Annotated in this window: 15 protein-coding genes; 6 read left to right on the forward strand and 9 right to left on the reverse strand. The window is 52.3% G+C overall.

The features are described from left to right. Nucleotides 1-108: 108 nt before the first annotated feature. Both dut and coaBC read right to left on the reverse strand, forming a co-directional pair. On the reverse strand, nt 109-567 hold the full coding sequence (gene dut / locus Dpoa2040_RS05380) for a dUTP diphosphatase (protein WP_042873461.1): 459 nt from the start codon (nt 565-567) through the stop codon (nt 109-111). Continuing rightward, the gene (gene coaBC / locus Dpoa2040_RS05385; RefSeq protein WP_168640557.1) at nt 536-1,792 is read right to left on the reverse strand and encodes a bifunctional phosphopantothenoylcysteine decarboxylase/phosphopantothenate--cysteine ligase CoaBC; all 1,257 of its coding nucleotides are present in this window, start codon (nt 1,790-1,792) and stop codon (nt 536-538) included. The genes dut and coaBC overlap by 32 nt, the downstream gene beginning before the upstream one ends. A 189-nt stretch (nt 1,793-1,981) precedes the next feature. On the opposite strand from coaBC, the gene radC reads away from it, so the two are divergent. The 4 genes from radC to mutM all read left to right on the forward strand — a co-directional run bounded on the left by radC (nt 1,982) and on the right by mutM (nt 4,186). Further along, complete coding sequence (gene radC, locus Dpoa2040_RS05390) at nt 1,982-2,647, forward strand: DNA repair protein RadC (RefSeq protein WP_042873458.1); 666 nt, start codon at nt 1,982-1,984, stop codon at nt 2,645-2,647. Nucleotides 2,648-2,885: 238 nt separating this feature from the next. Next, on the forward strand, nt 2,886-3,122 hold the full coding sequence (gene rpmB / locus Dpoa2040_RS05395) for a 50S ribosomal protein L28 (protein ID WP_012763801.1): 237 nt from the start codon (nt 2,886-2,888) through the stop codon (nt 3,120-3,122). A gap of 11 nt (nt 3,123-3,133) precedes the next feature. Beyond that, nucleotides 3,134-3,301 (forward strand): 50S ribosomal protein L33, encoded by a 168-nt coding sequence (gene rpmG / locus Dpoa2040_RS05400; protein WP_026738454.1) that lies wholly within the window; start codon nt 3,134-3,136, stop codon nt 3,299-3,301. Nucleotides 3,302-3,376: 75 nt separating this feature from the next. Then, the gene (gene mutM / locus Dpoa2040_RS05405) at nt 3,377-4,186 is read left to right on the forward strand and encodes a bifunctional DNA-formamidopyrimidine glycosylase/DNA-(apurinic or apyrimidinic site) lyase (RefSeq protein ID WP_146411648.1); all 810 of its coding nucleotides are present in this window, start codon (nt 3,377-3,379) and stop codon (nt 4,184-4,186) included. Between the two features lie 38 nt (nt 4,187-4,224). On the opposite strand, the gene coaD is transcribed toward mutM, so the two are convergent. The 6 genes from coaD to rfaQ all read right to left on the reverse strand — a co-directional run bounded on the left by coaD (nt 4,225) and on the right by rfaQ (nt 10,213). After that, on the reverse strand, nt 4,225-4,704 hold the full coding sequence (gene coaD / locus Dpoa2040_RS05410; RefSeq protein ID WP_168640558.1) for a pantetheine-phosphate adenylyltransferase: 480 nt from the start codon (nt 4,702-4,704) through the stop codon (nt 4,225-4,227). Then, complete coding sequence (locus Dpoa2040_RS05415; RefSeq protein WP_168640559.1) at nt 4,694-5,485, reverse strand: glycosyltransferase family 2 protein; 792 nt, start codon at nt 5,483-5,485, stop codon at nt 4,694-4,696. Before Dpoa2040_RS05415 ends, coaD begins: the two co-directional genes overlap by 11 nt. Then, complete coding sequence (gene waaA / locus Dpoa2040_RS05420; RefSeq protein ID WP_042874120.1) at nt 5,485-6,762, reverse strand: lipid IV(A) 3-deoxy-D-manno-octulosonic acid transferase; 1,278 nt, start codon at nt 6,760-6,762, stop codon at nt 5,485-5,487. Before waaA ends, Dpoa2040_RS05415 begins: the two co-directional genes overlap by 1 nt. A gap of 108 nt (nt 6,763-6,870) precedes the next feature. Further along, nucleotides 6,871-7,971 (reverse strand): glycosyltransferase, encoded by a 1,101-nt coding sequence (locus Dpoa2040_RS05425; protein ID WP_168640560.1) that lies wholly within the window; start codon nt 7,969-7,971, stop codon nt 6,871-6,873. A 3-nt stretch (nt 7,972-7,974) separates the two neighbouring features. Next, nucleotides 7,975-9,102, reverse strand: a complete 1,128-nt coding sequence (locus tag Dpoa2040_RS05430; RefSeq protein WP_168640561.1) for a glycosyltransferase family 4 protein — start codon at nt 9,100-9,102, stop codon at nt 7,975-7,977. A gap of 10 nt (nt 9,103-9,112) precedes the next feature. Next, nucleotides 9,113-10,213 carry a putative lipopolysaccharide heptosyltransferase III gene (gene rfaQ / locus Dpoa2040_RS05435; RefSeq protein WP_168640562.1) on the reverse strand — a complete coding sequence of 367 codons (1,101 nt, stop codon included), beginning with the start codon at nt 10,211-10,213 and terminating at the stop codon, nt 9,113-9,115. Nucleotides 10,214-10,408: 195 nt separating this feature from the next. Between rfaQ and Dpoa2040_RS05440 the strand changes: the two genes are divergently transcribed. Both Dpoa2040_RS05440 and Dpoa2040_RS05445 read left to right on the forward strand, forming a co-directional pair. Further along, entirely contained in the window at nt 10,409-11,374 is a 966-nt protein-coding gene (locus tag Dpoa2040_RS05440; RefSeq protein ID WP_042873447.1) for a polysaccharide deacetylase family protein, read from the forward strand. Beyond that, a complete protein-coding gene (locus tag Dpoa2040_RS05445; protein WP_168640563.1) occupies nt 11,371-12,501 on the forward strand; it encodes a glycosyltransferase family 9 protein in 1,131 nt (376 codons plus the stop codon). Before Dpoa2040_RS05440 ends, Dpoa2040_RS05445 begins: the two co-directional genes overlap by 4 nt. Before the next feature lie 228 nt (nt 12,502-12,729). On the opposite strand, the gene Dpoa2040_RS05450 is transcribed toward Dpoa2040_RS05445, so the two are convergent. After that, nucleotides 12,730-13,523 (reverse strand): glycosyltransferase family A protein (locus Dpoa2040_RS05450; protein ID WP_168640564.1); only part of this gene is annotated, 794 nt, incomplete at its 5' end.

Raw genomic sequence — 13,523 nt, forward strand, 5'->3', positions numbered from 1 at the left:
GTCAGAAAAGGCCCTTGATAAAAATGTGACGGACAAACACCAGGTAGCGCCACAGTCGCATTAACGCTGTGGCTTTATTGTTTTCCTGGGAGGCAAGGATAGGGCGTATCAGTGGCGACCGGAATGGCCGAAACCACCGTCTCCCCGTTCGCTGCCGACGAAATCGTTAACCAGATTAAACTCGGCCTGCACTACCGGCACAAATACCATCTGGGCAATGCGTTCACCGGGTTCGATAGTGAAAGACTGGCTACCGCGGTTCCATACCGACACCATCAACTGCCCCTGATAGTCGGAATCGATCAACCCCACCAGATTACCCAGCACCACACCGTGTTTGTGACCAAGACCGGAGCGGGGCAGGATCACGGCTGCCAGCGACGGGTCGGCGATGTGGATAGCCAGACCGGTCGGCACCAGCGTGGTTTCACCCGCCGCCAGTTCTATCGCGCTGTCCAGACAAGCGCGCAAATCCAGCCCGGCAGAACCCGGCGTTGCATAGGTCGGCAGCGGGAACTGCTGCCCGATACGCGCATCAAGAATCTTTACGTCGATTTTTTTCATCATAACGGCTGACAATCTCGTCAATTAACTGTTGGCCCAACAGGTGTTTGCTGCCGTGCGGCAGACGTTTGTCTTCACCTGACCAGAAAAGGTGTAATGCATTATTTTCCGAGTTAAACCCCTGATCGGAAAGGGATACATCATTCGCGCAAATCAGGTCCAACTGTTTGCGGGCCAGCTTCTGGCGAGCGTATTCTTCCACATTACTGGTTTCGGCGGCAAACCCGACAACATAAGGCCGATTTTCGCTCATGGCAGCCACATCGGCGATGATATCCGGATTTTTGACCAGAGTGACACTGATTTCATCACCCTGCTTTTTGATCTTTTCATCGGCAATCACCTGTGCTCGGTAGTCCGCCACGGCGGCACACCCGATGACAATCTGCTGCTGAGCGGCGTGCGCCATGACCGCCTGATGCATGTCTTGCGCGCTGATAACATCAATACGGGTGACGTTATCCGGTGTCGGCAAATTAACCGGTCCTGCGACTAACGTCACCTGCGCCCCCCGTGCGGCGGCAGCGGCGGCGATGGCAAACCCCATTTTCCCGGAACTGTGGTTGCTGATGAAACGCACCGGGTCCAATGCTTCACGCGTTGGCCCTGCCGTTACCATAACATTCAGGTGTTGCAAATCATTGACATGGGCGAAGTGCGCGCTGGCGTTTGCAACCATCATCAGCGGATCAATCATTCGGCCTGGGCCGACATCGCCACAAGCCTGGCTGCCGCTGTCCGGGCCCCAAATCAACGCGCCACGGGCAGCCAGTACGCCCAGATTGTGCTGTGTCGCGGCAGCGCGGTACATCTGCTGGTTCATGGCCGGCGCGATGGCTATCGGTGCCGCTGTCGCCAGACAGACGGTGGTCAGCAGGTCGTTAGCCATGCCAGCCGCCAGCCGGGCGATCAGATCCGCTGACGCAGGTGCCAGAATCACCAAATCCGCCCATTTTCCCAGCTCAATGTGGCCCATAGCGGCCTCGGCGGCGGGATCAAGCAGATCATTCGAGACCGGATGACCGGATACCGCCTGCAGCGTCAACGGAGTGATAAACGCGCCGGCTGCCGGCGTCATTACCACGCGCACTTCAGCGCCTCTGTCGCGCAGGCGTCGCACCAGTTCCGGGCACTTATACGCGGCAATACCGCCGCTAATGCCCAGTACAATATGTTTTCCCGCAAGCGAAGCGCCGGAAAGCCCGTGCAGACCAGAGGAATCTGTCATCGTTATATCCGTTTGTCAGCCGAAAAGGGATCGCATTTTAGCATAAGCGGGGACAGGTCGAAGAATCTTAGGTATCGCATTTCCCGCTACAGAGAAAACTGCGAAGCGTTTCGCAAGCCATAAATCGACCCATCGTCCCTCTGACACGCCCATGAGATGATAAGCCAGCGTTTGGGAAGGAGAGCGGTCATGACATGGAATGGCGGAGATGCGCCACGTGAAAAATTGATGGCGTTGGGTGCCGGAGCGTTGAGTGATGCGGAACTGCTGGCGATCTTTTTGCGCACCGGCGTTGCGGGTACACATGTGATGCAACTGGCGGAAAGTCTGCTGGCGCAGTTCGGATCGTTGTATCAGTTAATGACGGCGGACAAAGACACTTTCTGTACCGCACGGGGCGTGGGGATCTCTAAATATACGCAGTTACAGGCGGTGACGGAGCTGGCCCGCCGGCTGTTTTCCTCTCATCTGGCGCGGGAGGATGCCATGCTTAATCCTGAGATGACGCAGCAGTATCTGCACTTGCTGCTGGCGCATCAGGAGCGGGAAGTTTTTCTGGTGATGTTTCTGGATAACCAGCATCGGGTGATTCGTCATCAGGAGATGTTTGCCGGCACTATCAACCGTGTGGAGGTGCATCCCCGCGAGATTGTGCGTGAAGCACTCAAAACCAACGCCGCTGCGCTGATTTTGGCGCATAACCATCCGTCGGGGCGTGCGGAGCCTAGTCAGGCGGATCGTTCCATTACCGGAAAAATCGTTCAGGCCTGCCAATTGCTGGATATCCGGGTGCTTGACCACCTGGTCATCGGGCGTGGCGAGTACGTTTCTTTTGCCGAGCGGGGGTGGATTTGAAAGATATTTCCGCGATCCTGAGGGATCTTTAGTTGTTCGGGACTTGAGCGCATACGCTTCAGAGCGTATACTACGCCACCTTTGAGAATCTTGGGTGTGGCGTTAAGAGCCTATCTCAGCAGGTTTATCCTGATGACAGAGTCTTTTCAGTGAAGTTGCTGAGATGGGCTCTAGAGCCTGACGAGGCGGCCAACACCCTCTACGAAGCTCGAGCTGATTTGATTTTTGGAGAATAGACATGTCCCGAGTCTGCCAAGTTACTGGCAAGCGTCCGGTGACCGGTAATAACCGTTCCCACGCAATGAATGCGACTAAACGCCGTTTTCTGCCAAACCTGCACTCCCATCGTTTTTGGGTTGAAGGTGAGAAGCGTTTTGTAACGCTGCGCGTATCTGCTAAAGGTATGCGTGTTATCGATAAAAAGGGTATCGAAGCGGTTCTGGCCGATCTGCGTGCCCGTGGTGAAAAGTATTAAGGAACTGAATCATGGCTAAAGGTGTTCGCGAGAAGATCAAGCTGGTTTCTTCTGCTGGTACTGGTCACTACTATACCACTACGAAGAACAAACGTACTAAGCCGGAAAAACTGGAACTGAAAAAATTCGATCCAGTTGTTCGTCAGCACGTTATCTACAAAGAAGCTAAAATCAAGTAATTTTAGTGGATCTGAAAAACCCGGCTTTGGCCGGGTTTTTTTATCCCTTCAGCCGGACAGTTCGCAGGAGGAGACATGCCAGAGTTACCCGAAGTGGAAACCAGTCGCCGGGGGATTTCGCCCTGGTTGGTCGGCCATACCATTTTGTATGCGGAGGTGCGTAATGCTCGTCTGCGCTGGCCTGTTTCTCCTGAAATTCTATCGCTGAGCGATACGCCGGTGCTGAGTGTGCAGCGGCGTGCTAAATATCTGCTGATTGAGTTGCCGACCGGCTGGATCATCATCCATCTGGGGATGTCCGGCAGCCTGCGGGTGTTGCCGGAATACCGCGAGCCGGATAAGCACGACCATGTCGATCTGGTGATGGATAGCGGCAAGGTGCTGCGTTATACCGATCCACGCCGTTTCGGTGCCTGGTTATGGTGTGATGACCCGGCGGCCAGTTCGGTGCTGGCGCATCTGGGGCCAGAACCGCTGAGCGATGATTTTTCCGGCGATTATCTGTTTGCCCAATCCCGTGGCCGTAAGACGCCGGTTAAGCAGTGGATCATGGACAACAAGCTAGTAGTGGGGGTCGGCAATATCTACGCCAGTGAATCGTTGTTCAGCGCCGGCATTCTGCCGGAGCGGCCAGCGGGGGCGTTGTCTGAGGCCGAAGCCAACCAGTTAGTACACACCATCAAACAGGTATTGCAGCGTTCCATTGAGCAGGGCGGCACTACGCTGCGTGATTTCCTGCAATCTGACGGTAAACCGGGTTATTTTGCGCAGGAATTGCAGGTTTATGGCCGCAGCGGCGAACCCTGTCGCCATTGCGGCACCGCGATTGAGAGTATTAAGCAGGGCCAGCGCAGCACCTTTTTCTGCAAACGTTGCCAGCGTTAAACGCCATTTTTTCCTGAAAAATTAAGACTACGCTGCTGTCAGCTTAATTTTTTCAGTAACGCGGTGGCGACGGGGAAGGGCAGAAAGTGCGACACATCGCCGCCGTGACGGGCGACTTCTTTCACCAGCGACGATGAAATGAACGACCACTGCTCAGATGGCATCAGGAATACGCTTTCCAGTGTTGGCATCAGGTGGTGATTCATTTTGGCCAGTTGCAGTTCGTATTCGAAATCAGATACGGCGCGTAGCCCTCGCACCAGAATCGTCGCCTGACGCTGCTGGGCGAAATTGGCCATCAGATCGGTAAAACCAACCACCTCGACGTTCGACAGGTGCTGCGTGGCTTCTTTCGCCAGCGCCACCCGTTCTTCCAACGTAAACAGCGTGTTTTTGCCGGGACTGGCGGCAATGGCCAGAATCAGGTGGTCAAACATACGTGTCGCACGCGTCAGCAGATCCAAATGACCGTTAGTCATTGGGTCAAAGGTGCCAGGGTAGATAGCTCTAGTCTTCATGGTGCTGGTGTTCCTGACGAGTGTCTCGCTGGTTATTCAAGGCCCATAATCCAGTATATTTGTTAAACGTGTACTGCGCATTTACGATAGCCAGCAGCAACCCCTGCTTACCGTCGAGGAAACCGGCGCGTATTAGCCAGGTTTTGACGAACGCCCCCAGCGTATGCAGCACGATAGCGCTGAAACCGCAGCGCTTGCCCTGCAGGAAACGCTCGTTGGCCCAGCTTTGTGCGTAAGCGAGCTGTTTTTTCTGAAAGCTGAACAAGTCTCGACAGGTGAGGTGCTTCAGGTCGCCGCCCAGCGATATCACCCTAGCTGCGCCGTAGTCGAGGGATTCGTGTACGGCGTTATTGTTGTAACGGTATTGTCTGGGATAGAGGCGAATGACTTCATCGGGATACCAGCCGCTGTGGCGCATGAAGCGCCCCAGAAACAGATTGCGGCGGGCGCAGCGATAGACGGCATCGCTTTCAGGGGCGGCGAGCGTCGTCTCGATGGATTGCCGTAGCGCTGGCGTCACCCGCTCGTCGGTATCAATCATGAAGATGTAATCACCGTTGGCGTACTGCTGTGCCAGTTGGCGCTGTTTGCCAAATCCGGGCCAGTCAGTGTTCTGATGGGCCTGCGCGCCATGGCGACGGGCGATATCCAGCGTGTCGTCGCTGCTGCCGGAGTCCAGCACGATAATTTCATCGGCCCAGTTAACCGACGTCAGACAATCGGGCAGCAGTTCTGCCGCGTTATGGCTGATAATCACAACGGATAAGCGTTTCCGGTTCATTACTGGCTCCGTGGCGGCAGGTATGGCTCAAGCAAGGTCAGCAAGCTTTGCAGCGCACCCTGATTTTTATGCAGTACGTCCACGGCATGGCGACCATGGTAGCGGCGATAGTCATCGTCCGACAGCAGGGTCGTGACCTGTTTCACTAGTGAAGCGGTATCCTGCACGGTGATCAACCCGTCGGATTCCTGCAGACGGGCGCAGATATCCTTGAAATTAAAGGTATGCGGTCCCATCAACACCGGGATGGCATGTGCGGCTGGCTCCAGCGGGTTATGACCGCCCCGTTCAATCAGGCTACCGCCGACAAATGCCAGATCGGCAATGCCGTATAGCAGCATCAATTCGCCCATGGTATCGCCAATCACGACATGGGACGAGGCAGGAGGAATACTACCCGCACTGCGCAGGGTATATTCCAATCCCGCCTTGCGGACGATGGCTTTGGCGTCGTCAAAGCGGTCAGGGTGACGCGGCACCAGAATCAGCAACAGAGTGGGAAACGCTTTTAGCAATTCAATATGAGCATCGACAATGATCTTTTCTTCGCCGTCGTGGGTGCTGGCAGCAATCCACACCGGGCGCAGAGACGCCCATTGACGACGCAATGTTACGGCGCGTGCAGCCAGCTCCGGCGTGACAGAAATGTCGAATTTCAGGCTGCCGGTGACATTCAACTGGCTGCGTTTCAGCCCCAGATTGATAAAGCGCTCGCCGTCTTCCGCATTTTGCACCGCGATAAGGGTAATGCGACGCAGCAGCGTACGCATAAAGTGGCCGAGTTTGCGATAACCGTTAGCGGAACGTTCAGACAAACGTGCGTTGGCAATGACGAGAGGGATTTCTCGCTGGTGCAGCGCGGTGATGAGGTTAGGCCACAACTCGGTTTCCATGATGATCACCAGACGCGGCTGCACATGATCAAGAAAGCGCGCCATCGCACCGGGCAGATCGTACGGCAGGTAGACGTGGTAGACATCTTTGCCGAATGCGGATAACGCGCGCTCAGAGCCGGTGGGCGTCATGGTGGTGACGGTAATCGGCAGCGACGGGTAACGGTGGCGCAAAGCGCGAACCAACGGTACTGCGGCCAGCGTCTCTCCGACAGAGACGGAGTGCAGCAGTATGCCTTCCGGTTTTACCTGATCTTTGTAGAAACCATAACGTTCACCCCAGCGTTTGCGGTACGCAGGGATTTTTCGGCCCCGAAGCCAAAGACGCAGCCAGATAAGCGGCTGGATGATGTAAAACAGAAAGGTATACAGCTTTTGTAACATATTCATCGGTATTGTATTCGTAATAGGGAATGATGTATTGCTTTCTTATCGTCAACGGGGTGTAGCGTAACTGGAGGCAGACTATGGCCTTCCCGCTCTGATTCAGAATCAATGTGGCTTTGCCAATGCCAGATAGCGCTCGCAGATTGTCTCAAGGCGGTAGCGTGCGAGCTGTTCGGGATCAATCGACGGCGGTGATTGCAACACGGATATCATCGTATCAGCCAACGCGCGCTCATTCAGATCGGACAGGCCGTGGGCCAGATCGCCTGTCAGAATTTCCTCCGGCCCGCCTGGACAGCGGGTGCTGACAACCGGTGTTCCGCAGAACAAGCTTTCTACCAAAACGTTGCCAAATCCTTCACTGTCGGAGCTGAGTACCAGCAGGCGTGCGTGGCGAATATACGGGTAAGGATTTTCGCAAAAACCGTGAAAAATGACCCGATTGGCGATGTTGAGTTCTTCAGCGAGCTGCTTGAGCTGCTTCGTATATCCATCGGACCCTTTGCCCAACAAGAGTAACGGCAGCGTAATGCCGCTTAGCGCATAGGCTCGAAGCAAACGATCATGGCGTTTGTGTGGGTGCAGACGTCCGACATGAATAAGGTATTCCTGACCCGCCAATTCGCAAGGCTGAGCGGCCAGCGCAGCAATGCGGTCAAAATCAAATGGGTTATTGATAACCTCGGCGCGATTGGGCATGACGTGAAAAGACTGCATCATGTCGTCCAGTACTGCCTGGGATACGCCAATCAGATTGCGCCGTTGGTAAATGCGTTGAATCTTTTGACGTTTCAGCCAGCGTGAAAAACCGCGTCGATGCCCAAGATAAGAAGGGGAAAACATACCGTGTAGGCAGAACCAGATGTTGCTGCGGTTCAGGGTCGCGCATTGAGCTACGATACGGTCCGTTTTATGCAGATTCGATAGCACCAGATCAAAGTGTCCGTGCCGGGCTTCCGCTTCACGAATCGCAACATCCAGTGCCGCTGCACGGCGCGGTAGTTCACGCAATTTACGCCAGGGTGTCCGACAGGTATCGATGATGGTTTGATACGTTAACCCTGAAGGCAGCGGATATGCCTGTACATCTCGCAAGGAGAACAGCGAAACCTGATGCTGCGCGGCAATAAATCCTTCGGCGAGCGTCAATACCACTTTTTCCGCTCCGCCACCAGGCAGGCCATCGATAAGTATCAGGATCCTCATGTATTACTCCAGTATGGTTTGGTAGAGCGAGATGAGCTGCCGCGAAAGTTTTTGTGGTGACGCGTCAAGGATGCGGGTACGCGCGGCCTGTGCCATGGCGCTGCCAGGAGCCGATGATGGCAAAGCCATGATGGCGTCAGTCAGCGCGGAGATATCCAGCGCATCGCAGATGTAGCCGTTATGTTCTGGCAGGATAAATTCTGCACCCCCGCATGTGGTTGAGGTGATTACGGGTAACCCGCACGCCATGGCTTCAAGAATGACGTTCGGAAACGGATCGTACAGCGTTGGTAGCAGCAATCCATCAGCGGCGTGATAGTAAGGTTGAGGGTCCTTTTGCATACCGACAAAGCGGATACGAGATAAGCAACCTAACGATGTGGCGAGAGCGCGATATTTGTGTTCAGCTTTGTCCTGCCCAACGACAATCAGATAGCGATTTGTGGCGGCGATAGCTCGAATTGCCGCGTCTAACCCCTTGCGCTCAAAGCCTGAGCCGACGAATACCAGCACGCAACCATCCTCTGGCAGCGACAGCGAGGCGCGAATGTGTTGTCTCTGCGCCGAACTGGCAGGCTGAAACACGGTACTGTCGATGGCGTTGTAAATCACATGGATTTTGCTGGCAGGCAGGCTAAATTCGTCGATGATTTCCTGCTTTATCATTTCAGCATTGCAAATCACGGCCTTGAGCTGCGGATTGTGGTACATGTCAGTTTCTGCCTGCACCACATAGCGATGGAAACGATTTGTGAACAGAAGTTTGCTGCGCCACGTTGGCAGCAGTCGCACTCGTTGTTGTAACCAGCGGCGATGAACACCATCACCGGCACGATAAATATCGCAACCCGCGATACGCTCATGACTTTGAACCAGATCGAAACGTTGCTGATGCCATAGCGTTCGCGCTGCCCCGGCAAAGCTACGCTCGCGGTTGATACGCCCCCAGTAGCGCGGATTACATAAGTGCAATTGCCAGTTGGCTTTTCTATCACCCTGCCATTCGCGGGTAATCACGTTGAGCTGCAGATTATCCGTAGACAGAGCCTCAAGCGCCCGCCCGATAAACCGTTCTGCCCCACCGTCAGGACGATATTTTTGCCGCACTATCGCGATACGTAATGGCGTCACAATACTTGTCTCACACTAGTTGTCTCACTGATGTTGTTTCACGAGATAACTGCCTCCGGGCTGCGGCAATCACATCGTCTGCAGGAATCAGATCCAGATAACGCTGATCGGTTTGGGTATCAATATCATCAGGATCAGGCAATTTGCCGTAATGACCTGCCCAGATAATCTCCCCGGTAGCTTGCCAGGGGTGCCAGAATGTCAGTTTGGAAGGGCCAAATAGCGCAATACACGGGGTTTGCAGTGCAGCTGCCATGTGCATAGGGACGGAATCTACGCCCAGAAACAACACAGCATGATCTATCAAGGAGGCTAACTGTCGCAGCGTCAACTGGCCGGATAACGATATGACGCCATCAGCGGGGGAACGAGCCAGAATATCCGCTACCATTTGCTGCTCTGACGCGTCTGGCCCTGACGTCAACACCAGCTTATACCCCTCCTGATGCAGCGCGGTAATTACCCCTGCCCATTTCGCTTCGCTCCAGCATTTGAAGAACCAGCGCGACGTAGGTTGAATGACGATATAGCGCTCACCGATGTGCTGCTGGTGTAGCTTTTTCTGACAGAGTTCCCAGTCGGATGGGGTATAACACATTGAAACTTGTGTATTCACTGCGGGTAGCGTCAGTGGGTCCAGAATGGACAGGTTTTGTTCGACGGTATGTTGTGTCGCATGGCGATGGGTATCGACCAGATGGGTATGACAATAGCGCCAGAAAACATGTTGGCGTTTGGGAAAGCCGAAACCCAGTCTTATCGGTGCCCGGCTCAGGCCCGTAATCAGAGCGCTACGCCACTGATCGGCCAGATTGACGACGATGTCATAACCCTGTGCCGTTATATCCTTAAGCAGGCGAAACTCATAGCGCAACTGTGCGGCGACACCTTCTTTCTTCCATTGTCGATCAATCGTTATCAGACGATGGATGCGAGGATTGGCTACCAGCATATCCTGTGTTTCCAGATACATCAGAACATCTATCTGGGCTTCGGGATAGCATTCGCTCAGCGTATTGATAACAGGAGTTATCAGCAGCATGTCACCATGATGGCGTAATTTAATCAGTAAAATACGCTGGAACGCGTTGGCTGCGACGTTATGATTCATCTGCGATGGTTCTCATTACAAGCAAGCCGTGATTTTAAATGACATCCTTATGGGTGGCTACTGTTGTTCGTCGTTCGGATGTCTTAGGCCATATTCAACCGACAGTTATATCGCTGCTGAACCACCATTTACGGTTTACGGAGTGAACGCAGCTTGCGTAACATAAGCTTCCCAGGCTATCAGGTGAATACTTCCATGAGTAAACCCGCGTTTATCATTACGATCGATACTGAAGGTGATAATCTTTGGCAGAACGACGAGCGTATTTTGACAGAAAATACCCGTTATCTACCGCGCTTTCAGGCATTGTGCGAACAATACGGCTTTAAACCCACTTGGCTGACCAACTATGAGATGGCAAGCGATCCTGCGTATGTTGAGTTTGCGCGTGATGTTATCGCCAGGAATCAAGGGGAAGTAGGGATGCATTTGCACGCCTGGAACAGCCCCCCGGAACATGATTTGACTGGCAATGACTGGCATCATAAGCCTTATCTTATTGAATATCCTGAAGAGGTCATGCGTCAAAAAATCGCTTATATGACGTCGCTGCTGGAAGAGACGTTTCAGGTGCCTATGCGCAGCCACCGCGCTGGCCGTTGGGCCATGAATACGACTTATGCCAGACTGCTGGTTGAGTTTGGTTACCGGGTGGATTGTTCGGTAACGCCTCGCGTCAACTGGCAGACGGCTCTCGGCGCACCACAGGGCACAGGCGGAACGGATTACAGCGGTTTCCCGCATCATGCCTATTTCATGGATATTAATCAGATTGACAGGCCGGGTGAGTCTGCATTGCTTGAAGTACCGATGAGCATCCAATACAAACATAACGCTATCGTCAATGGTCTGAAGCAGACGTTTGATCGACTGGCGGGTAAAAGGCGTAGCCCTTCAGTCCACTGGCTGAGGCCGAAAAGAAACAATCTGGCGCAGATGAAAATGGTGGTGGAGAGGACTCTGGCGCAAGGGAGCGATTATGTTGAGTTTATGCTGCACTCTTCAGAGTTTATGCCAGGTGGCAGCCCGACATTCACCAATGAGGCACAGATAGAAGCACTGTATGACGATTTGGCGCAATTGTTTGCCTGGTTGTCAGAGCGAACCGAGGGTAAAACGCTTTATGAGTATTATCAGAGTATCAAGGTTGCTAAAGCATGAAGAAAGGCTGGAAGTTCAAGGCGGTTGATCTTTACTTACGGTTGGTTGCGCCCAGAAAAGTGCGCTTGCAGTCAGCACAGCAATTAATGGATGAAACCAATTTTTCTCATATCGTCATTTATTCCACGACGGCGCTGGGCGATTTTATGTTTAATACGCCAGCGATACATGCGGTACGCCAACGTTTTCCCGATGCCACCATTACGCTGGTGGTACATCAAAAGTTGTATGAGTTGGTGGTTGATGGATCGGAGTGGCAGCACGTCTTGTGCTGGAATAGTAAGGTCAACTCTGTCCCCCGTCTGGTGAAAGATATTCGGAATATTGCTGAGCCAGATTTAGCGATTATTTTGCACTCCCACGATCCATACGACTATTTGAGCGCGGTGCTGTCTGGTGCGCGTTATGTTTTGCGCGACAACCATCAGGACGGCATTGAGGCAATGAACCGGTGGCTGTCTGGGTATGTTATCGGTTTTCATGGTCATCTTATCCAGCGGCGGTTGGAACTGGTTGCTATGCTGGGCGCCGATATTAATGACATTGCCATGCGTATTCCGTTTCCTCTTGCTCCTGCGATTAAACATGAACACAGAATCGTGTTGGGTTTCCAGATGGGGGCGTCGACACCGGAACGCTGTTGGCCTGTTGAGTATTTTGCTCGTCTGACGGAACGTGTGTGCGCATCGGATGAACGTATTGATATTGTGCTGATAGGCGGCGGTGAGAGAGAGATTGCTCAAGGGAAAGCATTTTTCAACACACTGGATAACCAATATCATTCCAGGGTGCTTAACAATATTGGTGCTACGACTCTCAAAGAGTTGGTCGCTACTATTCAGGGTATGGACATGTTATTAACGGGGGATACCGGGCCGTTACATCTTGCCGTTGCACTACGGGTACCGACAGTGAGCCTGTTTGTTACCGCAACGCCGGCGCTGACTGGACCGTATCAGGACCCCGAATTGCATGATATTATCTATGGTATACAAAATAATCTTAATATACAGACAGATAATCTTATGAGGCTTATTTCCTTGCAGCAGGTAGAAGCCAAAGTTCGTGAGCGAATAGAAAAGATTGATGTGACTAAATACGCGGTGAAAAAAGAAAATACGCGATAAAAAAAAGAAAGCACAGAGGTATATACCCAAAAATAATTCGAATTGCAGGAAGGCGGCAAGAGAGTAAATACCGGTGAGCTGACTCAGATAAGTGATTCGGGTGAGCGAAAACAGCCAACACACCTGCAACTTGAAGTATGATGGGTATAACAATACGCCACTGCGTTTTCACATTAAGATGTGGCAGACATCTCCCGGTTTTATATTTCCAGAGAGATGTCTTTTTTTCTAACGGGCAAGGAAAGCGAAAGCATATCTAAACCACCATAAGGGCTTCCACCACTTATTCTGCTGTGGTGTAGGAGCGGCTCGATGGTGACATTTTATTATGCTCCAGGTGAAATTCAGAAACATACGGCTGTGGCCATATTCTTTACCATAGGTTTCGATTTCATATTTCTTTCTGGCATCGATGGGGGTGTTGGCAGAGAGATCGCGCGTCAGGGTATGATATGATTTATCACGGTCAAGATTTCGTTCTGAACAAAGATATTTTTTTGGCAGATAACGTTGAATGGAGCCCTGATATTTCTGATACTTCACGAAGCGGTAGTCTTCCGCACCATAATTCCCCGAAAATTCCTCATCATAGCCAAAGAATCGCATGAATCTCGCGCGTGACATGAAAAAAAGGTTCGAGTGACCTTTGTATATTTTTCCAGGATTTTCCGGTGAATTGCGATAAATCTTAAAGAAAGAACGACCTGGGTTGCGTCTGCGCGCCATATATCGCAGTGTGTTTTCATGGATAATATGATCAAGATCCGTAACGACAAATTTGTCAGATTTGGCATACAGGACACCGAGGTTTCTTGCGCCAGCCTGATTCCATTTTATATCTTCATTTATTTTTAACCAGGTAATATTGAGATTAACATCAGGAATATCATAATTAACGGGAGAGCCATCATCAACGATTACAAATTGAATGACATCCAAAAGCTTTGGATCATATTTTTCATATGCACGTAATAATGATACAACAGAGTTTATGTCATTCTGATTGCAATAGAAATGGGTAA

The sequence above is a fragment of the Dickeya sp. CFBP 2040 genome, assembly GCF_012273755.1.
GTDB lineage: Bacteria > Pseudomonadota > Gammaproteobacteria > Enterobacterales > Enterobacteriaceae > Dickeya > Dickeya poaceiphila.